The sequence below is a fragment of the Mesorhizobium sp. M0590 genome (assembly GCF_040320905.1).
Classification (GTDB): domain Bacteria; phylum Pseudomonadota; class Alphaproteobacteria; order Rhizobiales; family Rhizobiaceae; genus Mesorhizobium.
The window spans coordinates 126,874-150,724 of sequence record NZ_JAMYQN010000009.1 but is presented as its reverse complement, the minus strand read 5'-3'; the positions used below and the strand labels follow the sequence as shown (position 1 = coordinate 150,724).

Genomic DNA, 23,851 nt, shown 5'->3' with positions numbered 1-23,851 from the left:
TTAGCCCCGCTTACGCCCGGCGACGAAGGCGACAGGCGCCCCGGTCGGGCCGGGCAGCAACCGGCTGTCGGCATAGCCGCTCTGATCGACCAGGTCCTGGGCTGCGCCCTTTTCAAAGACCGTGCCGCCCCACATTGTGGTGCGGAAGCGGGCGAGGGCGTCTCCCAGTGCATCCGGTCCAGGATTGACCATTGCCAGCAGCAGCCAGCCGCCGGGCCGCAACGCGGCGTGGCTGCGCTTGACGATGGCCCTGACATCCGGCTCGGGGATGAAGGCGCTTGGTACGAAAACAAGGTCGAACGCGTCCGTGTCCGCGATATCCTGGCCCAGCCCGGTGTGCAGTTCGATGCGATGTTCGAGCCCGGCTGCCCTGACGTTGGCAGCGGCCTGCGCGATGGCTTCAGGCAAGGGATCGACACCGACCGCCTTCAGGCCGGGCCATTGCCGCAGCATCGACACCGACAGGGCGCCGACGCCGACGCCGATATCCAGGAAGGCTGCGCCCGGTGCGGCGAGCCTCTCCGGCAAACCGGCCAGTTGTGGCGCGATCAGCCGCTTCAGCAACGCCGGGAAGCCAGATGAAACGTCGCCGAAGGCCTGGCGTAAACGGGCTTCCAGGGCCTCGACGCTTTCGGAGGAGCGCGACAGCAGCTTGCCACCTGAAAGCAGGTCGACCCGGATGCTGGCCAGCACCGGCGTAAGTTCGATGACGCCAGCACTTGCCACGACGTCGGAGGCGCCGAGTTCGGCAAGCACGGCCCCTGTGCGCCGGGCCACACTGCCCTCGAGTGGCGTGCCGGAAATACGCGCCTCCATCGCCAAACCGAGCGCCACCAACGCATTGGCCGACGTCGCGTGCCGCGCCACCATCGTTCGCAAACCTTCGATATCCATCGATCGCTTCCCTGAATTGGATCAGGCCTATTCTCGCGCGGACGTCAAATTCAGGCGATTTGCAATTTCCGCGCATGCTTGTGCAAAACTGCACAGGTGCGCGGCGAGGAATTGATCTAGACTAGGTTCGTGACCAAGACCGGCGAACCGGACTGGAACGATTTGCGCTACTTTCTCGCTGCCGCCCGCGCGGGAACGTTGTCGGGAGCAGCGCGCGTGCTCGGCGTGCGTCACACGACGATCAGCCGGCGCCTTGCTGCTCTTGAGGCGGCACTCGGGGTTTCGCTTGTCGTGCGAACGCGGCAAGGCATCGAGATCACGCCGCTTGGCCAGACATTGCTGCCGCTCGGTGATGACCTTGAACGTACCATGCAAGCACTGACGGCGCTTGTGCGTTCGGGCAAGAATAGCGTTCGGCTGGCACTGCCGTCGGGCTTCAGCCCCCTTTTTGCCGAGCGTATGGCCGGGTTCCATAAGACCCACCCCGATATCAATCTTGAACTGACGAGCGGCAGCAGGCCCGTGGACCTGCAGCACGGCGAGGCCGACCTAGCGGTCAGGATCGGCACCGTCGCCGCAGACGATTTGATCGCGCAGAAGCTTTGTGTTGCGGGCTGGTCGATCTATGCGTCCCAGCGCTATCTCGACCGTCACCCAATGCCCATCGACCCTCGCCAGTTGGCCGGACACGAGATCATTGGATTTCACGCAAGCCTTGCCGGCGTCCCCGGCGCCAAATGGGTTGAGGCGCACGGCGCCGGCGCGACAATTGTCCTTCGCGTTGCCGAAATGACGGAAATGTTGGCGGCGGCTCTGAGTGGCGCCGGTCTGGCGGTAATGCCCTGCATGTTGGCCGAAGCTGAACCGCGGATGGTGCGCCTTGCCCCCGACATTCTCGGCAGTCATCCGGTGTCGCTTGTCTATCGCCGTGAAATCGGGGCGGAGGCGCCGGTGCGCGCCGTCATCCGCTTCGTTTCTACCATCATCAAGGACCATGCCGAGGTGATCAGCGGCGAAACCCAGTAGGGGCATGGTGCAGCCGCTTGCGCGAGGTGCCGAGGATTGGCAGTCGTCACACGGGACGCTTGTCCCGCTCTTTGCGGGTCGCACCGTATCGTCCGGCGTTGGTCCTCTCGGAAGACTCGCTGGATACTCGATTTGCGGGAGCGCCAGAGAATCTTGCGATCCGCGATAATATTAACAGGTATTATTTCTGCCAGGTCTCTCACCACAGTTGGGTCATGCCAAATGCCTGAGAATTGAATTTCCGCTGTGAAACACCTATCTTACAGTGAAATTCACGTTTTCGACTTTAGCTGCAAGGAGATTTTACCGATGGCCCAAGGCAATCAGAACATCATGGGAAAATCTGAGGCTCGCTTCATGGAAAATCAAAAGAAGACGGCGGAGCGGAACAAAGCAACTGCCGAATATCTCTCGGAGGCGAAGGCCAGGACCATCAAGACGGCAAGGCTGAGGGAATTGCGACTGGCCAAGGAAGAGGCGGACCGCGCGGCGGCGGCTCTGAATCCGGTCGCGCCGAAGAAGAAGCGGGCGTCGCGGGCACTCAAGCAGGCCGTATCCGCATCGACGCAGGCGAAATCATGAGCCTGACATTTCACAATCCCAGCCGCAGCTAGGAAGCAAACGCATCCGCTTCGTCTGCCGCGGCGTCGCGCATCCCAGGAGCAGGGCTTATTGCCGAGATCATGAAGGTTCATAATCCGCATGAGACGCGCTGATTCGCGCTTTGCCGGGATGCCTTCATGCAACGCAGCTACGCAGCCGGGAGGTCGACGCGACGGGCGAAGGGAAAGACGATGACCGCGCCGGCCGTCGAATTGCAGAGGGCCATATTCGAGGCAGTGAACGGCGATCCCCACCTGTCGGCGGCACTGGGCGATGCAAGATTGTTCGACCATGCGCCGGAAAATGTTGCGTTCCCCCACATGACCTTCGGCCGCACCAGCGTCTACGATGGGGCAACGGGGATGGAGAACGACGCAGAACAGTTGCTGACGTTGCATGTCTGGTCGAAATCAGAGGCCAGCAAGGAAACCAATGACATCATGGACCTTGTTAGCACCCGCCTGCGCGATACGGCTCTCTCGCTCGGCGAACATCGCCGCGCCTACCTCAAGCTCGAATTCGCCGAAGCCCGCTACGACGAGGACCTTTCGGCCCATCACGGGCTGCTGCGCTTCCGCGCCGTGATCAAGGACGAGGGCTGACCACCGGGCACTTTTTGCAAATCGGGCAATTTTGTTCTTGCTTTGTGCCGGCAGCTATGCTACTAATTCCCCTATGGTGCTGATGGCGCCAGCGACCCGCCGCAGAGGCGGGTTTTTTGTTTCAGGTTCGGTTCGCCTGAACTGCCATCGGTTGCCTTGGGCCGGATGCTTCGTCCTCCCAAATGGTCCTGCCCGCCAGATGATGCCGGTTGTCGGCGAAGGATTGGAGGGCTAGGTTAAACATTGGCGATTTCGCGGAGCCGGGCGGCGAAATGGCAATCCGGTAATCTCGCGCTTCAGGGGTGTGGCGGGCATGCATTCGAGCGTTCACCGTTCATATCACGTTCAGCACCGGCGCGTTAGAACGCTGACCATGAAAACCCTTCGCTCCCACTTCCGGACCGCGGCACTGGCGCTCGCAGCCGCCGGTCTGCTTGCGTCGCAAGCGATGGCGATCCCCGTTGTCGTGCCCGAGCAGCCGCAGCCGGTCGTCCTGGCCGCCTCCGACTGCTACGCGATCGGCCAGCAGGTGGCCGAGCAGAATGGCGGCACCTTGGCCAAGGCCTCGCAGTCGACACGCGGCGGCCAGCCGGTCTGCGTCATCGTCGTGCTCGTTCCGGGCAAGGACGGGCAGCGTCCTCGTCGCTCGGAGATCGTCGTTCCGCTGAACTGAACCGTGCCGTTTCCCAGTCTGCCGGAATCGGCCTATATCTGAACAGCTTCAACAGGCCTTCCGCATGCGCGTACTCGTCGTCGAAGATGACAAGGATCTCAACCGGCAGATCGGCGATGCGCTGGTCGATGCCGGCTATGTCGTCGACCGCGCTTTCGACGGCGAGGAAGGGCTTTTTCTCGGCGACACCGAGCCCTACGATGCCGCGGTGCTCGATATCGGCCTGCCGCAGATGGACGGCATCAGCGTGGTCGAACGCTGGCGGCGCGGCGGCCGCAAGATGCCGGTGCTGATCCTGACGGCACGCGACCGCTGGAGCGACAAGGTTGCCGGCATCGACGCCGGCGCCGACGACTACGTCACCAAACCCTTCCACATCGAGGAAATCCTGGCCAGGGTGCGGGCCTTGATCCGGCGTGCTGCCGGGCACGCTTCGTCCGAACTGACCTGCGGGCCGCTCCGCCTCGACACCAAGGCCTCCAAGGCCGACGTCGACGGCGTGCCGCTGAAGCTGACCTCGCACGAATTCCGCTTGCTTGCCTATTTGATGCACCACATGGGCGAGGTGGTGTCCCGGACCGAGCTGGTCGAGCATCTCTACGACCAGGATTTCGACCGCGATTCCAACACGATCGAGGTCTTTGTCGGACGGCTTCGCAAGAAGATGGGCATCGACATGATCGAAACTGTTCGCGGCATGGGCTACCGCATGCGTAAGCCGGAGGCGTAACGCGGAACCGCTGCCTACAAAACCCGCCGTCTCGAACACGCCGTCGCTGCGGTCATGGCCGCGTTCGGTGGCGTTTCGCGTCATCGCCTTTTCCACGGTCTGGGCGATCCTCACTCTGGTCGTCATCTTCACCTTGATCACCACGCTCTATCGCCAGGCCAGCGAGCGCGGTTTCGACAGCCTGCTTTCGGCGCATCTGTTCAACCTGATCGGCTCGGTCGGCGTTTCCGAAAGCGGCCAATTGACCGGCGCCCCCGACCTTGGTGATTTGAGGTTCTCGGAACCGAATTCCGGCTGGTACTGGTCGGTCGAGCCTGCGTCGGAAGGCGTGCACGGCGATCTCCATTCATCGTCGATGACCAAGGCGATCCCGTCGCCAAGCGTTGCCGACGTGCCCTTCAATGCCAGCTTCCAGCGCAGCTATTCAGCGGACGGCATCGAAGGCGAGCAGTTGGAGGTGTTCGAGAGCGAGTTCGTGCTCGATGCGAAAAACCGCGCCGCGCGCTTCCGCGTCATGGGCAACCAGACCGAGCTCGAGCAGGAAATCGCCACCTTCCAGCGGCGCCTTTTGACCTATCTGTCGCTGTTCGGCGTCGGCATGATCGCCATCAATGCGATTGCCATCCTGCTCGGCCTGCAGCCGCTGCGCCGGGTCAGGAATGCGCTTGCCATGGTGCGCGAAGGAACCGCGCAGCGCCTAGACGGCCGTTTCCCGGCCGAGATCGAGCCGCTCGCCAACGAGACCAATGCGCTGATCGAGAACAACAGGCGTATCGTCGAGCGGTCGCGCACGCAGGTCGGCAACTTGGCTCACTCGCTGAAGACGCCGCTTGCCGTGCTGCTCAACGAGGGACGGGCGCTGGGTGGCGCCAAGGGCCAGCTGATCGCCGAGCAGGCCGCTTCCATGCAAAAGCAAGTGGACCATTATCTGCAACGTGCCCGCGTCGCCGCGCAGCGCGACAGCCTCGTCTACCGTACGCCGGTGGCGCCGCTGGTCCAGCGCATGGTTCGGGTGCTGCAGAAGCTCAACCCGCAGACGGCGCTGTCGCTCTCACTGCCGGCCACCGACATCGTCTTTGCCGGCGAACGCGAGGACCTGGAGGAGCTGCTCGGCAATCTGCTCGACAATGCGATGAAATGGGCAAGGAGCGCGGTCGCCGTTTCGGTCAAGCCAATCTCCAGCAAGGGTGGCGCTGGCACGGAAGGCGCAGCCAGCCTGTTCGAGATCAGCATCGAGGATGACGGCCCCGGCATTCCCGACGACAAGGCGCGCGAGGTGTTGCAGCGCGGCCGGCGTCTCGACGAGACAAAACCGGGCAGCGGGCTCGGACTTGCCATTGTCGCCGACCTTGTCAACGAGTATGGAGGCTCTCTGGCGCTGGAACGATCCGTCATGGGTGGATTGAAGGCGATGGTTCGATTGCGGAGCCTTCAGTAATGCTTTTCCAGATTGCTTTTCCAGGTGGCCGGCTGCGGCCAAATTTCCGACAAACATCGACATTATGGCCGCGCCAGCTGCTGACAGCGCGGCGGTCCAGCTCAAGAAAGCCGGTATTGGCATGAAGATTCGCGTCGCGCTCGTTTCCGCCCTGCTCGCCGTCTCCGGCTGCACAACGCTCGGCAAGGGCCCGGCCGTTACGGTGACGCCGGCCGCGACGCCCCCCAGCGGCGCCAAGGTGGCGACGACGATCATCTCCGCCATGGGCGGCGGCCTCGTCGGCGGCTCTATCGGCGCCGGCCTGAGCGAGACCGAGAAGCGCAGCGCGCTCGAGGCGGAATACAAGGCGCTTGAATACACGGCGAGCGGCCAGAAAGTGGCTTGGAAGAGCGACGGTTCGGCCCATCGCGGCGAAGTGGTCGCCGCCCAGCCCTATCGCGTCGGCTCGCAGGACTGCCGGCAATACACCCATACGGTGTTTACCGGCACCGCCGGCGCCACCGCGCGCGGAACCGCCTGCCGCAATGCCGACGGCAGCTGGACGCCGCTGACGTAGCTGGCCGGCCGTCGATCCGCCGATTCCGGTCCGGCACTAAAGCGCGTCGCGTTCGACCGGCCTCATGCGACGCGCTTTAGGTTCTTGTTTTGATGCATGGTCGTTATCGCAAAACCGCTGCACACTTTTGCGCGACATGCATTATCGATCGGAGCGGCCCCGCCAAAGCGTCGCAGCACGCTTGTGTTGGCAGGGCAAGGGTCTCGTTCTATTGGAAGAGCCATGCTGTTCTGGGTCATAGCCGCAATCCTTACGCTGGGCGCAAGCCTGGCGGTGCTGCTGCCCTTGGCCGGCGGATCGAAGAACGCGTCCGCTGCCGGCGATCACGATCTTGAAGTCTATCGCGACCAGCTGGCCGAGCTTGACCGCGATATGGCGCGTGGCCTGATCCAGCCAATGGAGGCCGAAGAGGCACGCGCCGAAATCGCCCGCCGCATCCTTCGCCTGAGCAATGCCGGCCACGCCGACGACACGGCGACGCAGCCGTCGCGGTCGACAAGGCTGGTGGCGACCGCGGCCGTGCTGCTGGTTCCGCTGGTCAGCTGGGGCCTCTATGGCCAGCTCGGCTCACCCGACCTGCCGTCGCAGCCGCTCAGCGAACGCCTGGCCAAGAACCCCGCCGACAGCTCGGTCGACGAGCTGATAGCCCGCGCCGAGGCGCACCTGGCGGCCAACCCATCCGATGGCCGCGGCTGGGACGTGCTGGCGCCGGTCTATCTGCGCATGCAGCGATACGCCGATGCGGTGACCGCCTATCGCAACGCCATCCGCCTCGACGGCGACAGCGCCGCCCGCCAGGCGGGTCTTGGCGAGGCGATCGCCAATGCGGCCGGCGGCATTGTCTCCGCCGAAGCGCAGGCGGCTTTCGAGGCGGCGTTGAAGCTCGATCCGGCCAATCCGAAGGCCTCGTTCTATCTCGCCATGGGCATGGCACAGGAAGGCCGCATAGCTGAAGCCACGGCGACCTGGCAAAAGATGCTTGCCGCCTTGCCGCAGGGCTCGCGGTGGCGCGGCGCCGTCGAGCAGGCGCTGGCCGAATCCGCCGCCCGCAGCGTCGCTTCGGAGGCGCCCGCGAAAGGGCCGACCGCCGAGGATATCGATGCTGCCTCCTCGATGTCGCCGCAGGACCGGCAAGCCATGATCAGCACCATGGTTGCCGGCCTCGACGAAAGGCTTCGGCAAAATCCGCGCGACGAGGAAGGGTGGATGCAGCTCGTTCGTTCCTATGCCGTACTGGGCAAGACCGATCAGGCGCGTGACGCGCTCAATCGCGGTATCGCCGTCTTTGGCGCGGACAGCGACCAGGCCAGGAAATTCACCGCCTTTGCCGCCTCGCTTGGCGTGACGGCGACGGAGTAGACGATGACGCGCAAGCAGAAACGACTGTCGGTGATCGCAGCGGGGTTGGGGTTTCTCGGTGTTGCCACAGGGCTGACCTTCTATGCGCTTGGCCAGAAGGCCTCCTATTTCTACATGCCGGCCGATCTGGCCACCGCCAGCCTTCAGCCGGGCCAGCGCATCAGGCTCGGCGGTCTCGTCGAAAAAGGTACGGTCGAGCGTAGCCAAGGCGCCACCGTCGCCTTTTCGGTGACCGACAACCAGAAGGACGTCAAGGTCACCTATACCGGCATTCTTCCCGACCTCTTCCGGGAAGGACAGGGCGTGATCACCGAAGGCTCGTTTGGCCCTGACGGAATCTTTGTCGCCGACAGCGTGCTGGCCAAGCATGACGAGACCTATATGCCCAAGGAAGTGGCCGACGGCCTCAAGGCCAAGGGCGTATGGCAGGAGAGCAAGAGTGACTAGCGGGTGCGGTGACAATGGTTGAAACCGGACATTTCGCCCTGATCCTGGCGTTTGCGCTGGCCCTGGTGCAGACGATGGTGCCGTTGTTCGGTGCGCGCACCGGCAACCACAAGATGATGGCCGTCGGCGCACCGGCCGCGCTGACCGGCTTTGCCTTGACGGCGCTGTCTTTCGTGGCGCTGACAACCGCCTACGCCGGCTCCGACTTCTCGGTTGAGAGCGTCTGGGAGAACTCGCATTCGCTGCAGCCGCTGATCTACAAGATCACCGGAACCTGGGGCAATCACGAAGGTTCGATGCTGCTCTGGGTGCTGATCCTGACGTTCTTCGGCGCGCTCGTCGCCGTCTTCGGCGGCAATCTTCCGGCGACGCTCCGGGCCAATGTGCTTGCCGTGCAGGGAGCGATCGGCGCCACTTTCTTCCTGTTCATCCTGACGACGTCGAACCCGTTCGTCAGGCTCAATCCGGCGCCTATCGAGGGCCGCGATCTCAACCCGATCCTGCAGGACCTCGGCCTCGCCATCCATCCGCCGCTGCTTTATCTCGGCTATGTCGGTTTCTCGATCTGCTTTTCCTTCTCTGTCGCTGCCCTCATCGAGGGCCGCATTGACGCTTCGTGGGCGCGCTGGGTAAGGCCGTGGACATTGGTTGCCTGGATGTTCCTCACCGGCGGCATCGCCATGGGCTCCTACTGGGCCTATTACGAGCTCGGCTGGGGCGGCTTCTGGTTCTGGGATCCGGTCGAGAACGCATCCTTCATGCCGTGGCTGGCGGGCACGGCGCTGCTGCATTCGGCGATCGTCATGGAAAAGCGCTCGGCGCTGAAGATCTGGACGCTGCTTCTGGCGATCCTGACCTTCTCACTGTCGCTGCTCGGCACCTTCCTGGTGCGTTCCGGCGTGCTGACCTCGGTGCACGCATTCGCCACCGATCCGACGCGTGGCGTGTTCATCCTCTGCATCCTGACGCTGTTCATCGGCGGCTCGCTGGCGCTGTTTGCCTTGCGCGCCTCCCGGCTGACGGCCGGCGGCCTGTTTCACCCGATCTCGCGCGAAGGCGCGCTGGTCCTGAACAATCTGTTCCTGACCACCGCCACCGCCACCGTGCTGGTCGGCACGCTCTACCCGCTCGTCGTCGAAGCCCTGTCTGCCGACAAGATTTCGGTCGGCGCGCCGTTCTTCAACCTGACATTCGGCCCGCTGATGGTGCCGTTGCTGGTCGTCGTGCCGTTCGGGCCGCTCCTCGCCTGGAAGCGCGGCGACATTTTCGCCGTCGCCCAGCGCCTGATGGCGGCTTTCGCGGCGGCGCTGCTCGCCGTGCTGGTGACGGCCCTGTTCATCGATGGCGCTTCGGTGTTGGCGGCACTCGGTGTCGGCCTTGCCTTCTGGCTGATCTGCGGCGCGCTCACCGATCTCGCCGTCAAATCCGGCTTCGGCACCGTCGTGCCCGCCACCATGCTCAGGCGCTTCGCCGGCCTGCCGCGCTCGGTCTTCGGCACAGCGCTTGCGCATCTCGGCCTCGGGCTGACAACGCTCGGCATTGTCGGCACGCTTTGCTTCGGCACCGAAAAAATCTTGGCGATGCATGCCGGCGAGACCGTCGAACTGTCCGGCCACAAGCTGCGCTTCGAGGGGCTCTATCCGGCCCAGGGGCCTAACTACAGTGAGGATCGCGGCCGCTTCGCCCTGCTAGGCGCCGACGGCAGCGTCGCAGGCGAGATCACCTCGGCCAAGCGCTCATATCCGGTGCGCCAGATGACCACAACCGAATCCGGCATCAGGACGATCGGCTTCAGCCAGCTCTATCTTTCGCTTGGCGACGAGGGCAGCGATGGCTCTGTGGTCGTTCGTCTGTGGTGGAAGCCGCTGGTGACGCTGATCTGGGGCGGCGGACTGGTGATGATGGCGGGCGCGGCGATGTCGCTGCTCGACCGCCGCCTGCGCGTCGGCGCACCGTCGCGCCGCAAGGCTGCGGCCGGCGTGCCATCGGCGAGCCCGCAATGAAAAGGGTCACGCTGGCCTCGCTGGTCCTGCTGCTGGCGCTGTTGTTCGCCGGCGCCGCGCAGGCGGTCAAGCCCGACGAGGTGCTCGCCGACCCGGCACTCGAGGCGAGGGCGCGCGCTTTGTCGGAAGGCCTGCGCTGCATGGTCTGCCAGAACCAGTCGATCGACGAGTCCGATGCCGACCTCGCCCGCGACCTGCGCATCCTTGTGCGCCAGCGCCTGGTCGCCGGCGATACCGACCGGCAGGTGATGGACTATGTCGTTTCGCGCTACGGCGAATTCGTGCTGCTGAAGCCACGCTTCAATCTGCGCAATGTTTTGCTCTGGGGGACGCCAGTTCTTCTGCTGCTCGTTGGCGGGACATTCATCCTGCTGGCCGCCCGTTCGCGCCGTTCGACGGTGACCGCTGCATTAACTGCCGAGGAACAGGCGGCGCTGGACAAGATGCTCCGCCGCGATTGATCGATACATTACGAAAGTTTCATGTACCGGAAATGGCGCCGTAATGTGCGGCCCTCTATTTCCTTTGTCGAGGATGCCAATCAAGGGGCGTCCCTTGAAAAGAGGATACGAGAACCATGAATGTTGCCCCCAATTCATATCTACGCACCCGCAAACGCCTTCTGGCCGCAGCCGCATCCCTGGCCATTGCCGGCGCGATCGGCTTTGGTGCTGTTGCCACCGGGACAGCCCCGGTGCTGGCCGACGCCGTGCGTGTCGAGGCACCGCAGGTCCCGAGCTTCGCCGATGTGGTCGAGCGCGTTTCGCCGGCGGTCGTCAGCGTGCGCGTCAAGGCCAAGATCCAGTCGACGGCCGATGACGGTTCCGGCCAGATGGACGACGAGGACGGCTTAGGCAATCTTCCCGACAACCCGCAGCTGCGCCGGTTCTTCCGCGAATTCCGCGGCTTTGGCGATCAAGGCGGCGATCAGGGCCCGAACGGAATGCGCCGTTTTGGACACCGTGACCGCAACAACGACCAGCCGCGGCCGGTGGCGCAAGGGTCCGGTTTCTTCATCTCCGATGACGGCTATCTCGTCACCAACAACCATGTCGTCGAGGAGGGCACCGCCTTCACCGTGGTGACCAATGACGGCAAGGAACTCGACGCCAAGCTGATCGGCACCGATCCGCGCACCGATCTTGCCGTGCTCAAGGTCGATGACGGCAGCAAGTTCACCTATGTCGACTTCGCCGATGATTCCAAGGTTCGCGTCGGCGACTGGGTGGTGGCTGTCGGCAATCCGTTCGGCCTCGGCGGCACGGTTACCGCAGGCATCGTTTCGGCCCGCGGCCGCGATATCGGCGCCGGCCCCTATGACGACTTCATCCAGATCGACGCCTCGGTGAATCGCGGCAATTCGGGCGGCCCGACCTTCAACCTCAACGGCCAGGTCGTCGGCATCAACACCGCGATCTTCTCGCCCTCGGGCGGCAGCGTCGGCATTGCCTTCGACATTCCCGCTTCGACCGCCAAGCAGGTCGTGCAGGATCTGATGAAGAACGGTACAGTCCAGCGCGGCTGGCTCGGCGTCGAAATCCAGCCGGTCACGCCCGAAATCGCCGAGTCGCTTGGCCTTGGGTCCGGCAAGGGCGCGCTCGTTGCCAGCGCGCAGGACAACGGTCCCGGCAAGAAGGCCGGCATCACCGCCGGTGAGGTGATCACCCAGGTGGACGGCAAGGACGTTGCTTCGCCGAAGGAACTCGCCCGTCTGATCGGTGCTTACCCGCCCGGCAAATCTGTCGATGTCACGGTGTGGCGCAACGGCAAGAGCGAGGCGGTTAAGGTCGATCTCGGCAAGCTGCCGTCGAGCGACAAGCAGGCCTCGGCCGACCAGCAGCCTGCCCCCGCGCCGAAGACCGACACGCTCGCCGATCTCGGCCTGACCGTCACCAAGTCTGACGATGGCAAGGGCCTTGTGGTGACCGATGTCGACCCCGACAGCGATGCCGCCGATCGCGGCATCCAGCCCGGCGACGTCATCACCTCCGTCAATTCGGCGGAAGTGAACGGCACCGGCGACGTCGACAAGGCGATGGCCGACGCGGTGAAGTCCGGCCGCAAGGCGGTGCTGATGCAGATCACCCGCGACGACAGCAACCGCTTCGTCGCACTGCCTGTCGCCAAGGGCTGAGCGCATGACCCCGAACACGTATTCCGTTTTCGGAAAGGCTCATGCGCCGATTCAAGGTGCTAGAGCGTCCTTTGCGCGTCCAAGAGGACGCGCGGCGCTCTAGTGGTCGACTTTTCCGGTGCGGCGGTTTTCAACACCCCCGAGCCGCCGCACGGGAAAGCAAGGGCCTGAATACGCTAGTCAGTCATCGTGTTCCGCCCCAGCGGCAGCGGGCTTCCCATCGCCCGCTGCCGCTCGAACATGCCGCTCAAGGCGTGAAGCAGTTTTAGGCTACGACATGCTAAAACAAAGACTTACCGCGTATCCCTGAATCACTTTGTTCGCGATACGCCATGGAGAAGGCCACGATGCATATGCCGGCCACTCAATCTTCCAGCGAAATCGCGTATAACGGTTCTATGAAGATTCTCGTCATAGAAGACGATCGCGAGGCAGCCGACTACCTGCAGAAGGCGTTCGCCGAGGCCGGCCATACCGCCCATGTCGCCGGCGACGGCGAAACCGGCTTCGCGCTCGCCGATTCCGGCGACTATGACGTCATGGTCATTGACCGCATGATGCCGCGCCGCGACGGCCTGTCGGTCATTGCCGGGCTCAGGTCCAGAGGCAATACGACGCCCGTGTTGATCCTGTCGGCGCTCGGCGAAGTCGACGACCGGGTCACCGGTCTGCGCGCCGGCGGCGACGACTATCTGACCAAACCCTACGCCTTTTCCGAACTGCTCGCCCGCGTCGAGGTGCTGAACCGCCGCGCTAGCGCCAGGGAAGCCGAAACCGTCTACCGGGTGGGTGATCTCGAACTCGACCGGCTGTCGCACTCGGTGCGCCGCGCCGGGCGCGAGATAACGCTGCAGCCGCGCGAGTTCCGCCTGCTCGAATATCTGATGCGCCATGCCGGCCAGGTGGTGACGCGCACCATGCTGCTCGAGAATGTCTGGGACTACCATTTCGATCCGCAGACCAACGTCATCGACGTTCATATCTCGCGGCTGCGGGGCAAGATCGAGAAGGGCTTCGACAAGCCGATCCTGCACACGGTTCGCGGCGCCGGCTACATGCTGAAAAGCGGCTAGAACCCCATGACTCTTTCCGTGCCGGCCATCATGAAGACGACGGCAGCGCGGCTTTCGGCGCTCTACCTCCTGCTGTTCGCCATCTGCGCGGTGCTGCTCGTGTTCTACATGACCTCGCTGTCGGCGCGCATGCTGACCGGCCAGACCCAGGACACGATCAACGAGGAGGTGCTCGGCCTCGCCCGCGCCTATCAGCGCGGCGGCTTGCCGCTGCTGGTCCGTGTCGTCGAGCAGCGCTCCCGCCAGCCCGGCGCCAATCTCTATCTGATCGCCGATGCCAACGGCCAGATCCTGACCGGCAACGTGCAGAGCCTGGAGCCGGGGGTGATCGAGGCCGAGGGCTGGACCACCGAACCGTTCTCATACCGCCGCTTCGGCGAGGGCGAGCTCGAGCGGCAGCGCAACCCGGTCTCCGACCCGAACGAGCCCGCCCAGAGCGAAGTCCAGGCCGAAGGCGAGAAAGGCCACAACGCCATTGCCCTGGTGCTGCGCCTGCCCAACCAGATGATCATGCTGGTCGGCCGCGACCTCGGCGAGCCGGAGCGCTTCCGCGCCGTCATTCGCCGCGCCTTGATGCTGGCGCTCGGCATGATGGGCGTCGGCGGGCTGCTGATCTGGTTCTTCGTCGGGCGCGCGGCGCTGAAGCGCATCGACAGCGTGTCGGAGGCGAGCCGCCGTATCATGGGCGGCGATCTTTCCGGCCGGCTGCCGGTCACCGGCGCCGGCGACGAGTTCGACCGGCTGTCGGAAAACCTCAATTCCATGCTGGCCAGGATCGCCACGCTGAACGAGGGCCTGAAGCAGGTCTCCGACAATATCGCCCACGACCTGAAGACGCCGCTGACCAGGCTGCGCAATCGCGCCGAGGCGACGCTTTCCGGCAAGCACAACACCAGCGACTACCGGCAGGCGCTGGAAGGAACGATCGCCGAATCCGATCAGCTGATAAAGACCTTCAACGCCATCCTGATGATCTCGCGACTGGAAGCCGGCTATTCCTCGGAAAGCACCACCAGGGTTGATCTGGCCGCTGCCGTGCACGACGTCGTCGAACTCTACGAGCCGGTAGCGGAGGAGGCGGGCGTGACGCTCGAAACTTCGGTGCAAGGTTCCTTCGCCGTCAACGGCAATCGCGAGCTGATTGGCCAGGCGCTGTCCAACATCGTCGACAACGCGATCAAATATTCGACCGACTCGACCTCCAGGCCTACGGTTCGCGTGACGCTGGAGCGTGTCGGTAGCGAGATCAGACTCGCCGTCTCCGACAACGGCCAGGGCATTCCCGATGATGTCGACCGCGCCAGGGTGACCGAGCGTTTCGTGCGGCTGGAAAAGAGCCGCTCGCAACCGGGTTCCGGCCTTGGCTTGAGCCTCGCCAAGGCGATCGTGACGTTCCACAATGGACGGCTTGAGCTTCTGCCCGGCAATCCCGGATTGTCGGTCGTCATGAGTTTTCCCGGGCGGGAGGATCGCTGATGGTGGCGAGGATGGCAGTGCGACGCCTCGAAACGGACTGGCTGTTGAAGCCGGCGATAAAGCTCGTTCCGCTGGATGCAAGCCGCGCCAGGCAGGAATTGTCGGAGATCGCCGACGCCGCGCGGCAAAAAGAACTGCCGCGACTGGCGAAATTCTTGGCAGGCAAGGGGGTCGTCCAGGATTTCCTCGCCGCCGTGTTCGACCTGTCGCCGTTCCTGCGCGATACCGCGCGCCGCCGGCCGCGGATACTCGATGCGCTTTTCGACGGGAGCGTCGAGGCGCGGCTGTCATCGATCGGCGCCGCGGTCGACAAGGCAGCACGCGTACAGGCCGTCTCCGAAAGCAGCCTGATGATGGAGCTGCGCCAATGTAAGGCGGAGGCGCATTTCCTGATCGCCTTGGCCGATCTCGCCGGCGAAGCCGAGACCTCCCTGACGGTGCGGCGACTGAGCGACCTTGCCGACGCCTGCACGCGTGCGGCCGTCGATTTCCTGCTCCGCGACGCGCATGAGCAAGGCAAGCTCCGATTGCCGGATGCCAAAAATCCGGCGCGACGCTCGGGCTGGATCCTGCTCGGCATGGGCAAGCTCGGCGCGCATGAGTTGAACTTTTCCTCCGACATCGACCTCGTCGTCTTCTTCGACCCCGATGCGCCAGCTGTCGTCGATCCGCTCGATGCAACCGAGCTGTTTTCGCGCCTGACCCGCCGGCTGGTCCGCATTCTCCAGGACCGCAGCGAGCATGGTTATGTCTTCCGCACCGATCTCAGGCTTCGTCCCGACCCCGGCTCGACGCCGCTGGCGATCCCGGTCGAGGCGGCGCTGCGCTACTATGAGGCGCGCGGCCAGAACTGGGAGCGCGCCGCCATGATCAAGGCGCGCCCGGTGGCCGGCGATGTTGCTGCCGGCGCCGTGTTCCTGAAGGAACTGCAGCCCTATATCTGGCGCAAATACATGGACTACGCGGCGATTGCCGACGTCCATTCGATCAAGCGCCAGATCCACGCCCACAAGGGCCATGGCGAGGTCGCGGTCAAAGGCCACAACGTCAAGCTCGGCCGCGGCGGCATCCGCGAGATCGAGTTCTTCGTCCAGACCCAGCAACTCATCGCCGGCGGCCGCTTTCCCGAACTGCGCGGCCGCGAGACCGTGCCGATGCTCGGCGAGCTCGCCGCGCGCGGCTGGATCACCGTCGACGCGCGCGATGCGCTCACCAGGCAATACTGGTTCCTGCGCCGCGTCGAACATGCCATCCAGATGGTTGCCGACCAGCAGACGCATATCCTGCCGGAGGACGAAGAGGGGCTGGAGCGCGTCGCCCGCATGCTGGGCTTTGCCGATGCGGCAGGCTTTGCCGAAACGTTCCGCGCGGCGCTGCACCAGGTCGAGCGCCACTATGCAGCGCTGTTCGAAACCGCGCCGGAGCTTTCGGCCGGCATCGGCAATCTGGTCTTTACCGGCGACGTCGACGATCCCGATACCTTGCAGACCTTGCAGCGGCTCGGCTTCCAGCGGCCGAGCGACATCTGCCGGGTTATCCGCGGCTGGCACTTCGGCCGCTACCGCGTCACCAGGTCGGCGGAAGCGCGCGAGCGGCTGACCGAACTGACGCCGGCGCTGCTGCAAGCCTTCGGCCAGACGCGGCGGGCGGACGAGGCAGTGATCCGCTTCGACGAATTCCTTGCCGGCCTGCCTGCCGGCATCCAGCTGTTTTCGCTGCTGCAGTCGAATCCGGCTTTGCTGAAGCTGATGGCGACTATCATGGGCGCGGCACCGCGGCTGGCCGCCATCATCACGCGCCGGCCGCATGTCTTCGATGGGCTGCTCGATCCGGCGCTGCTGAGCGAACTGCCAAACCGCGCCTATCTGTCGGCGCGCCTTGCCGCCTTCCTCGAAGGCGACAGAGCCTATGAAGACGTGCTCGACCGGCTGCGCATCTTTGCTTCGGAGCAAAAATTCCTGATCGGCGTCAGGCTGCTTGCCGGGTCGATCGACCCGCCGCGCGCCGGCCGCGCTTTTTCCGATCTCGCCGACCTGACCATCGAGGCGGCATTGCAGGCGGTGATGGCGGAATTCGCTTTGCGTCATGGCTATATTGCCGGCGGCCGGGTCGCGCTGCTCGGCATGGGCAAGCTCGGCAGCCGCGAACTGACGGCGGGCTCCGACGTCGACCTCATCCTGCTCTACGATCACGACGCCGATGCGGAGGAGTCCGACGGCGACAAGCCGCTTGCCCCCTCGCATTACTACAGCCGGCTGACACAGCGGCTGATCGCCGCCGTTTCCGCGCCGACCGCCGAGGGCGTGCTCTACGAGCTCGACCTTCGCCTGCGGCCGTCCGGCAACAAGGGGCCGGTGGCCACCCATGTCGACGCCTTCAAGAAATATCAGCGCCAGGACGCCTGGACATGGGAGCACATGGCGCTGGCGCGCGCCCGCACGATCGGCGGCGATGCCAAGCTCTGCCGCGAGGTCGAGGGAGAGGTTGCCGCAGTGCTCGCTCTGCCGCGCGATCCAGCCAAGGTGATGGCCGAGGCATCCGAGATGCGCGCCATGGTCGACAAGGAGAAGCCGCCGCGCGATCCCTGGGACATCAAGCTGATCCCGGGCGGCCTCATCGATCTCGAATTCATTGCCCAGATTGCGCTGATCACCGGAAAGATCGAAGCCGGCCGCAGGGCCACCGGCACGGCTGAGGTCCTGTCGCGCCTGGCGCCGGATTTCGCCAGCGCCCAGGTCAGGCAGGAACTGGTGGATGCCTATTCGCTCTATCTGGCGCTGACCCAGATGATACGGCTTTGCCTCACCGGCGCGTTCGAACGCGACGACGTTCCGCCAGGGCTTTCGGATCTGCTTCTGGCCGTCACCGACCTGCCGGATTTCGGGGTGCTTGAAGCGCATGTCGGGGAGACGTCGCAGAAGGTCAGAAAGGATTTCGACCTTCTGCTTCGTGCGAAACAACCGTGACGGCAACCAGCCGTACGGGCGAGAGCATCGGGCCCAAAATTGCGACCTGCTTTGGGAGGTTCCGATGTTCAATCAAAGAGATAGAGCGGGGGATTGAAGGTCCGCCGCTCTAGCATCGGGGGTGACGATGCAACAGGAGAAGACCATGAGAAAGACAACCAGACTTGCACTCGTTTTCGCAGCCCTGGCCGGCGCCGTCGGCACCGCTGCCTATGCAGACGAGCACTCCGGGGCCGGGCCGCGCGACGGAATGATGATGCGCCTCGGCAAGGTCATAAAGGACAATGACGGCACCATCACCTTCGACCAGTTCTCCGACGCCATGAACGCGCGGCTGAAGAAGATGGTCGCCGACAATGGCGGCAAGCTGACCGTGGCACAGCTCGCCGACGCGCTGGAGAAAGCACGCTTCGAGCAGATGGCCAGGCGCATCATCGCCCGTTACGACACCAAGGGCGACGGCACGCTGACCGCCGATGACATCACAACCCGCCAGAAGAAGGTCTTCGCCATGCTCGACCGTGACAATGACGGGAAAATCGAGAAGAACGAACTGCCGAAGGGTCCCGGCGGTCACCGCCAATGGGACGGCGAGGGCAATGATGGCACTGACGGCATGCAGTGAGAATTGATAACGCTCCGGCGGTGCGAGCCGCCGGAGACTTATTTTGTCATTCAGGCAGCGGCCCTGACCGCCTGCGCGGCTTTCTTGATCGGGATGCGTACCGAGACGATCGTGCCGACGCTTTCGGTCGAGCGGATCTTCAACGCGCCGCCCTGAAGCTCGGCCAGCGAGCGCGAGATGGCGAGGCCGAGGCCGGAGCCGGCATGGCTCTTGGAGAACTGGTTTTGCACCTGTTCGAATGGCCGCCCGAGCTTGCTCAGCGCCGCCTTCGGGATGCCGCAGCCATTGTCCTCGATCGTCAGGATCAGCGCGGCGGAAATGCTGCGGGCTCTGACCGAGATGTGGCCGCCTTGCCCGGTGAACTTCACCGCATTGGACAGAAGGTTGATGAGGATCTGCTTGATCGCCCTGCGGTCGGCGAACAGCGTCAGCGAATCGGCGATGCGGGTTTCGACGGTGATCGACTTTTCCGCCGCCTGCAGAGAAACGACGCGAACAGTCTCCCTGATGAGCGGGCAGAGATCGATTTCTTCCTGATCCAGGGCGAACTGGCCGGCCTCGATCTTCGACATGTCGAGGATGTCATTGATCACACCGAGAAGATATTTGCCGCTGCCGTTGATGTCGGTGGCATACTCTTCGTAGCGCGGCGAACCGAGCGGCCCGAACAGCCGCCGTTCCATCAGTTCCGAGAAGCCGATGATCGCGTTGAGCGGGGTCCGCAACTCGTGCGACATGTTGGCCAGGAATTCGGATTTGGCCCGGTTTGCCGCTTCGGCGCGCTCGGTTTCCTTCATGTATTTGCGATTGAGTTCGACGAGCTCACGAGCCCGTTCTTCTTCCGCGCGGCGGGCAAGGCTGAGGTCATGGATTGTCGCCATCAGCCGGCGCTCGCTGTCGACCAGCTTCTCCTGGTGCAGCTTGATCTGGGTGATGTCGGAGCCGACAGAGACGGTACCGCCGTCCCTTGTCCGCAACTCGTTCACCTGCAGCCAGCGGCCGTCGGCAAGCTGGCGCTCGAAGGTCACGCCTCCCTGCGGTCCGTTGGTGTTGGCAAGCCGCCGCTCCGAGGCGAAGGCCAGCATGCGTTCCTCCAGAACGGCGCGCGGAGCGCCCGGCATCACGTCGCGATCCAACAGGCCGTTGTCCTGCTGGTATTTGGAATTGCACATGATCAGGCGCTCGGACGAATCCCACAGCACGAAAGATTCGTTGATGTTTTCGATGGCTGTCCTCAGGCGCAGGTCCGCCGCTTCGGAGCGCAGCGCCAGATGCCGCTGCTCGGTGACGTCGACGGCGATGCCGATCAGCTGGATCTCCGGCGCTTCCGGGTCGATAACGTGTGCTCTTGCGCGCATCCAAACCCATTGCCCGTCGGCATGGCGCATCCGGAACACCTGATCGATATGGTCGATCTCGCGTGCGACGATCCTGTTGGCGAGTTCGAACAAATCGCCGTCCTCGGGATGAATGATTTCATCGACTTCGCCGAACGACAGCATCGTGTCACAAGGCTCGTAGCCCAGCATGTCGTACATCGAGCGCGACCAGTACATCTTGCCGCGCACCATGTCCCAATCCCACAGGCCGCAGCGGCCGCGTACCAGCGCCATGTCGATGCGCTGGTGGGCTTCGAGATAGATGCGATCGGCGGCCTGGGCGCGCGCCGCCTGGCCGAAATAGGCGTAGAGGATGATGATCAGCACACCGGCCGTCAGCACGAACAGCGTGACATTGAGTGACACCGTTTTGCGCCAGGCGTCAAAAACTGTCTCCCGCGGCACGAACGCTGCCGCGGCACCCTTTCGGCCGTTCGCCAGGCTCACTGCCGCGTACCAGTCCTGTCCGCCGATGCTGACCTCCATCACCCCGGCGCGGTCGCCGAACATGAACAGCGGCTGCCCGCCCTGTACGACGCCATCGAGCGACCGGCCCTCCCAGTGCATCGACTGCGGCGATACGGCAATGATCTTGAAGGCGCTATCGGTGATCGCCAGTACGTGGCTTCGGCCCATCGCGCCCTGACGACCGGTGCTCTCCAGCAGGTCCTGGATCGCGCCGGGCGTGGAACCCATGGTCGCATCGGCAGCGATCGAACTGGCCAGTTGGCCGGCGGCCAGCGCAAGGATCGCCTTGGCGTCGCGCTCGATCTCGTCGCGCTCGTTCATCAGTGACAGAAAGCGCAGTACTGCGATGATCAACAGAAACATGATAATGAGGGCCGGTATCGATCGCCGCAACAGCGGCTCGGCTGCCAGCAGCCGTCGGTAGGCAGGTTCGGCGATGAGCCGCGTATTGCCCGCGAGACCGTCGCTTCGCGCCTCGCGCCGCCCAAAAGCCGTCCCACCGGGCGCGCCCCACGCGTCCGCCTTCGCCATAAATGGCACTCCCCGATTTTCTGTCCCGCTTGACGATCCGGCAACGCCGCACTTCCGAATCGTCACTAAAGAATCAAAGGTGATTCGCCTTGTCCAGAGGCGCGGCGAAAAAAGATTAAAAATCGACTAAAATAACTGGGTTTTCGGGGGGTCTTCCCTTTTTCCCACAAGGGGACAACGGAGGTCGCTTACGCCAGGGTGCGCTCGACGATGTCTCGCAAATCGGCCGACAGCTTCTCGGTATTGGCGATCGAAAGCAACGCCTCCCTTGCCTTGGCCTGCCGCACCGGTTCGAGCGAGCGCCACGACCTGAGCGCCGTCGCCAGCCTGGCGGCCACCTGCGGGTTGCGTTTTTCGACCTGCAGCACCGTTTCGACGAAAAGCCGGTAGCCTTGGCCGTCGGTGCGATGGAAGCCGGTCTGGTTGGCGCTGGAAAACGTGCCGATGAGTGCCCGTACCCGGTTCGGGTTGGCCATCGAGAACGCAGGGTGGCCTGTCAAGGCGCGCACCGCGTCGACGGTTTGCGGGCCGGGCACGCTGGCCTGGATCTGGAACCATTTGTCCATGACCAGCGGATCGGTTGCATATTTCGCCTCGAAATCCGCCAGCGCCTTGGTCGCCTCCGGTGAGCCATGGTGACGGTGCGCAAGCACGGTCAACGCCGCGGCCCGGTCGGTCATGTTGGTCGCCGATTGGAAGTGCCCGGCAGCGAGTTCCGCACCTCCCGGCAGCAAGGAGAGATAGTCCAGCAGGACATTGCGCAGCGCCCGCCGCCCGGCACTGGCCGCGTCCGGGCTGAACGGACCAGTGTCGGCGAGCCGATCGTAAAGTTTGGAGAATATCTCGCGGTTGGCCTCGGCGATCGCAACCGCCAGCGCCTCGCGCGCCGCGAAAATGGCGTCGGGGTCGATGTTCTTGCCGATGTCGCGGGCGATATCGGCCTCGCCGGGCAGCGCCAGCGCCAGTGCCCGATAGGCGGGTTCGAGCGCTTCGTCGCCGGCTATTTTGCCGGCAAGCCCGGTCAGCCGGGCGCTGAACTCGGGTTGCCTGTGGTCCAGGATCTGGCGGAAGGCTGCAATCAGCGCATCGGTCAAAAGCGTGTTGAACGACTGCCAGCGCGAGAAGGCGTCGCTGTCGTGCCCAGCCAGAAAAAACTGGTCGTCGGGCCGCTGCTCGACCGAAAGTGTCACCGGCGCCGAAAAGCCGCGGTTGAGCGACATGGCTGGACGCTCGCCAATCCCGGAAAACCTGACGACATGGCGGCGTTTGCGGATATGGATGACACCGTCCTCGACGTTCGCCCCTTCGGCGCCGCTGTGGGCTATCGCCTCGCCACCGGCGCCAACCAGGCCGAAGGCAAGCGGAATGTGCATCAGCCGCTTGCGGCTTTCCGACGGCGTTGGCGGCACCGACTGCTCGATTTCGAGCGTGAATTCCCGCGCTGCCGGATTATACGCCGAACTGACGGTCAGGTTCGGCGTACCGGCCTGATGATACCACAGCGAAAACTGCGACAGGTCGCGACCCGAGACGTCTTCGAACACTTTGATGAAGTCTTCGATCGTCGCCGCCTGGCCGTCGTGACGTTCGAAGTAGAGGTCCATGCCGGCGCGGAACGTCTCGGCGCCGAGGATGGTATGGATCATGCGCACGACTTCCGAGCCTTTTTCGTAGACCGTCGCCGTGTAGAAATTGTTGATCTCGCGGTAGCGGCGAGGCCGGACCGGATGCGCCAGCGGCCCTTGGTCCTCGGGAAACTGATGGGCGCGCAGCGTACGAACCTCGGCGATGCGCTTGACGGCGCGCGAGCGCTGATCGGCGGAGAATTCGTGGTCGCGGAAAACCGTCAGGCCTTCCTTCAGGCAAAGCTGGAACCAGTCGCGGCAAGTGATTCTGTTACCTGTCCAATTGTGGAAATACTCATGGGCAATGATGGCCTCGATATTGGCGAAATCGGCGTCGGTCGCGGTTTCCTGGTCGGCCAGCACATATTTGTCGTTGAAGATGTTGAGACCCTTGTTCTCCATTGCGCCCATATTGAAGTCGGACACGGCGACGATGTTGAAGACATCGAGGTCGTATTCGCGGCCGAATGCCTCCTCGTCCCATTTCATCGACCGTTTCAAAGCGTCCATGGCGTAGCCGGCGAGCCTCTCCTTGCCCGGTTCGACATAGATTCCGAGCTCGACCCTGCGGCCAGACAGGGTGACAAAACTGTCCGAGATCTTGCCGAGGTCGCCCGCCACCAGCGCAAACAAATAGGACGGCTTGGGGAAGGGGTCGTGCCAGACCGCATAGTGCCAGCCGCCGGCAAGCTCGCCGCTGCCGGCCGGGTTGCCGTTGGACAAAAGCAGCGGCGCCTCATTGCGCTCAGCTTCGATACGCACCGTATAGACCGACAGGATGTCGGGACGGTCGAGGAAATAAATGATGCGGCGAAAGCCTTCGGCCTCGCATTGCGTGCAATAGACGTCGCTCGAGCGATAGAGGCCCATCAGCGCTTCGTTCTGCGCCGGCGCCAACACGGTTTCAATTCTCAGCTGGAAGCGCCTTGTCGCAGGGGGGCTGATGATTGTCAGTTGATCGGGCGTGACGAGAAAATCCGCAGGGCTCGGCTCCTGGCCGTCGATGGCGATGCCGCGGAGCGTCAGCCCGTCGCCATCCAGCACCAGTGGCACCGACGCCGCAATCCCGTCGCGGCGTTCGACCGTCAGCACGGCGGTCACATGCGTTGCTTCAGGCGAAAGGCGGAAAGTCAGGCTGGTTTCCGGAATGAGATAATCACTGGGGCGATAGTCTTCGAGCTTGAAGACCTGGCCGGTATCTGTGCGCATTCCTTGATTTTTCCTGTCGATCGGGTGCGGCGGG

The 23,851-nt window shown here is 64.0% G+C and carries 19 protein-coding genes; 16 read left to right on the top strand and 3 right to left on the bottom strand.

The genetic code is table 11. The annotated features are described in order from the left end of the window. Positions 1-894 carry a methyltransferase domain-containing protein gene (locus tag NKI52_RS17035; RefSeq protein ID WP_352698704.1) on the bottom strand — a complete coding sequence of 298 codons (894 nt, stop codon included), beginning with the start codon at positions 892-894 and terminating at the stop codon, positions 1-3. Positions 895-1,023: 129 nt separating this feature from the next. Between NKI52_RS17035 and NKI52_RS17030 the strand changes: the two genes are divergently transcribed. The 16 genes from NKI52_RS17030 (at position 1,024) to NKI52_RS16955 (ending at position 18,605) form a co-directional block, all read left to right on the top strand. Beyond that, complete coding sequence (locus NKI52_RS17030) at positions 1,024-1,920, top strand: LysR family transcriptional regulator (protein ID WP_352698702.1); 897 nt, start codon at positions 1,024-1,026, stop codon at positions 1,918-1,920. A 309-nt stretch (positions 1,921-2,229) separates the two neighbouring features. Continuing rightward, a complete protein-coding gene (locus NKI52_RS17025) occupies positions 2,230-2,502 on the top strand; it encodes a hypothetical protein (protein WP_023677828.1) in 273 nt (90 codons plus the stop codon). A 212-nt stretch (positions 2,503-2,714) separates the two neighbouring features. Continuing rightward, positions 2,715-3,125 (top strand): DUF3168 domain-containing protein, encoded by a 411-nt coding sequence (locus NKI52_RS17020; protein ID WP_352679781.1) that lies wholly within the window; start codon positions 2,715-2,717, stop codon positions 3,123-3,125. Between the two features lie 373 nt (positions 3,126-3,498). Next, a complete protein-coding gene (locus tag NKI52_RS17015; protein ID WP_352698700.1) occupies positions 3,499-3,798 on the top strand; it encodes a hypothetical protein in 300 nt (99 codons plus the stop codon). A gap of 64 nt (positions 3,799-3,862) precedes the next feature. Beyond that, positions 3,863-4,528 (top strand): response regulator transcription factor, encoded by a 666-nt coding sequence (locus NKI52_RS17010; RefSeq protein WP_352636416.1) that lies wholly within the window; start codon positions 3,863-3,865, stop codon positions 4,526-4,528. Between the two features lie 10 nt (positions 4,529-4,538). Beyond that, a complete protein-coding gene (locus NKI52_RS17005) occupies positions 4,539-5,966 on the top strand; it encodes an ATP-binding protein (protein WP_352698791.1) in 1,428 nt (475 codons plus the stop codon). 121 nt (positions 5,967-6,087) lie between these two features. Continuing rightward, entirely contained in the window at positions 6,088-6,522 is a 435-nt protein-coding gene (locus NKI52_RS17000) for an RT0821/Lpp0805 family surface protein (RefSeq protein WP_352449042.1), read from the top strand. 222 nt (positions 6,523-6,744) lie between these two features. Then, the gene (ccmI, locus tag NKI52_RS16995; RefSeq protein ID WP_352698698.1) at positions 6,745-7,881 is read left to right on the top strand and encodes a c-type cytochrome biogenesis protein CcmI; all 1,137 of its coding nucleotides are present in this window, start codon (positions 6,745-6,747) and stop codon (positions 7,879-7,881) included. Between the two features lie 3 nt (positions 7,882-7,884). After that, entirely contained in the window at positions 7,885-8,328 is a 444-nt protein-coding gene (gene ccmE, locus NKI52_RS16990) for a cytochrome c maturation protein CcmE (protein WP_023677821.1), read from the top strand. A gap of 14 nt (positions 8,329-8,342) precedes the next feature. Further along, a complete protein-coding gene (locus NKI52_RS16985) occupies positions 8,343-10,331 on the top strand; it encodes a heme lyase CcmF/NrfE family subunit (protein WP_352449040.1) in 1,989 nt (662 codons plus the stop codon). Continuing rightward, on the top strand, positions 10,328-10,792 hold the full coding sequence (locus tag NKI52_RS16980) for a cytochrome c-type biogenesis protein (protein ID WP_084641257.1): 465 nt from the start codon (positions 10,328-10,330) through the stop codon (positions 10,790-10,792). The genes NKI52_RS16985 and NKI52_RS16980 overlap by 4 nt, the downstream gene beginning before the upstream one ends. Positions 10,793-10,908: 116 nt before the next feature. Continuing rightward, positions 10,909-12,465 carry a Do family serine endopeptidase gene (locus NKI52_RS16975; protein ID WP_352698697.1) on the top strand — a complete coding sequence of 519 codons (1,557 nt, stop codon included), beginning with the start codon at positions 10,909-10,911 and terminating at the stop codon, positions 12,463-12,465. 398 nt (positions 12,466-12,863) lie between these two features. Further along, complete coding sequence (locus NKI52_RS16970) at positions 12,864-13,538, top strand: response regulator transcription factor (protein ID WP_352454335.1); 675 nt, start codon at positions 12,864-12,866, stop codon at positions 13,536-13,538. A 6-nt stretch (positions 13,539-13,544) separates the two neighbouring features. Continuing rightward, the gene (locus NKI52_RS16965) at positions 13,545-15,014 is read left to right on the top strand and encodes a sensor histidine kinase (protein WP_352679794.1); all 1,470 of its coding nucleotides are present in this window, start codon (positions 13,545-13,547) and stop codon (positions 15,012-15,014) included. After that, the gene (locus NKI52_RS16960) at positions 15,014-17,980 is read left to right on the top strand and encodes a bifunctional [glutamine synthetase] adenylyltransferase/[glutamine synthetase]-adenylyl-L-tyrosine phosphorylase (protein WP_352679797.1); all 2,967 of its coding nucleotides are present in this window, start codon (positions 15,014-15,016) and stop codon (positions 17,978-17,980) included. Before NKI52_RS16965 ends, NKI52_RS16960 begins: the two co-directional genes overlap by 1 nt. Before the next feature lie 145 nt (positions 17,981-18,125). Further along, positions 18,126-18,605, top strand: coding sequence for an EF-hand domain-containing protein (locus NKI52_RS16955; protein WP_352698694.1), 480 nt, complete (start codon positions 18,126-18,128; stop codon positions 18,603-18,605). Positions 18,606-18,655: 50 nt separating this feature from the next. On the opposite strand, the gene NKI52_RS16950 is transcribed toward NKI52_RS16955, so the two are convergent. Together NKI52_RS16950 and pepN are read right to left on the bottom strand one after the other, a co-directional pair. Continuing rightward, positions 18,656-20,983 (bottom strand): PAS domain-containing sensor histidine kinase, encoded by a 2,328-nt coding sequence (locus tag NKI52_RS16950; RefSeq protein ID WP_352698692.1) that lies wholly within the window; start codon positions 20,981-20,983, stop codon positions 18,656-18,658. A 188-nt stretch (positions 20,984-21,171) separates the two neighbouring features. Continuing rightward, complete coding sequence (gene pepN / locus NKI52_RS16945; RefSeq protein WP_352698690.1) at positions 21,172-23,817, bottom strand: aminopeptidase N; 2,646 nt, start codon at positions 23,815-23,817, stop codon at positions 21,172-21,174. Between the last annotated feature and the right edge of the window lie 34 nt (positions 23,818-23,851).

Bases quoted from the DNA above. Each gene is read 5' to 3' on its own strand.
- NKI52_RS16950 (WP_352698692.1), bottom strand. From the start codon at position 20,983: ATGGCGAAGGCGGACGCGTGGGGCGCGCCCGGTGGGACGGCTTTTGGG.
- NKI52_RS17020 (WP_352679781.1), top strand. From the start codon at position 2,715: ATGACCGCGCCGGCCGTCGAATTGCAGAGGGCCATATTCGAGGCAGTG.
- NKI52_RS16970 (WP_352454335.1), top strand. From the start codon at position 12,864: ATGAAGATTCTCGTCATAGAAGACGATCGCGAGGCAGCCGACTACCTG.
- NKI52_RS17025 (WP_023677828.1), top strand. From the start codon at position 2,230: ATGGCCCAAGGCAATCAGAACATCATGGGAAAATCTGAGGCTCGCTTC.
- NKI52_RS17000 (WP_352449042.1), top strand. From the start codon at position 6,088: ATGAAGATTCGCGTCGCGCTCGTTTCCGCCCTGCTCGCCGTCTCCGGC.
- NKI52_RS16985 (WP_352449040.1), top strand. From the start codon at position 8,343: ATGGTTGAAACCGGACATTTCGCCCTGATCCTGGCGTTTGCGCTGGCC.
- NKI52_RS16965 (WP_352679794.1), top strand. From the start codon at position 13,545: ATGACTCTTTCCGTGCCGGCCATCATGAAGACGACGGCAGCGCGGCTT.
- NKI52_RS16980 (WP_084641257.1), top strand. From the start codon at position 10,328: ATGAAAAGGGTCACGCTGGCCTCGCTGGTCCTGCTGCTGGCGCTGTTG.
- ccmI (WP_352698698.1), top strand. From the start codon at position 6,745: ATGCTGTTCTGGGTCATAGCCGCAATCCTTACGCTGGGCGCAAGCCTG.
- NKI52_RS16955 (WP_352698694.1), top strand. From the start codon at position 18,126: ATGAGAAAGACAACCAGACTTGCACTCGTTTTCGCAGCCCTGGCCGGC.
- NKI52_RS16960 (WP_352679797.1), top strand. From the start codon at position 15,014: ATGGTGGCGAGGATGGCAGTGCGACGCCTCGAAACGGACTGGCTGTTG.
- NKI52_RS17015 (WP_352698700.1), top strand. From the start codon at position 3,499: ATGAAAACCCTTCGCTCCCACTTCCGGACCGCGGCACTGGCGCTCGCA.
- ccmE (WP_023677821.1), top strand. From the start codon at position 7,885: ATGACGCGCAAGCAGAAACGACTGTCGGTGATCGCAGCGGGGTTGGGG.
- NKI52_RS16975 (WP_352698697.1), top strand. From the start codon at position 10,909: ATGAATGTTGCCCCCAATTCATATCTACGCACCCGCAAACGCCTTCTG.
- NKI52_RS17035 (WP_352698704.1), bottom strand. From the start codon at position 894: ATGGATATCGAAGGTTTGCGAACGATGGTGGCGCGGCACGCGACGTCG.
- NKI52_RS17010 (WP_352636416.1), top strand. From the start codon at position 3,863: ATGCGCGTACTCGTCGTCGAAGATGACAAGGATCTCAACCGGCAGATC.
- pepN (WP_352698690.1), bottom strand. From the start codon at position 23,817: ATGCGCACAGATACCGGCCAGGTCTTCAAGCTCGAAGACTATCGCCCC.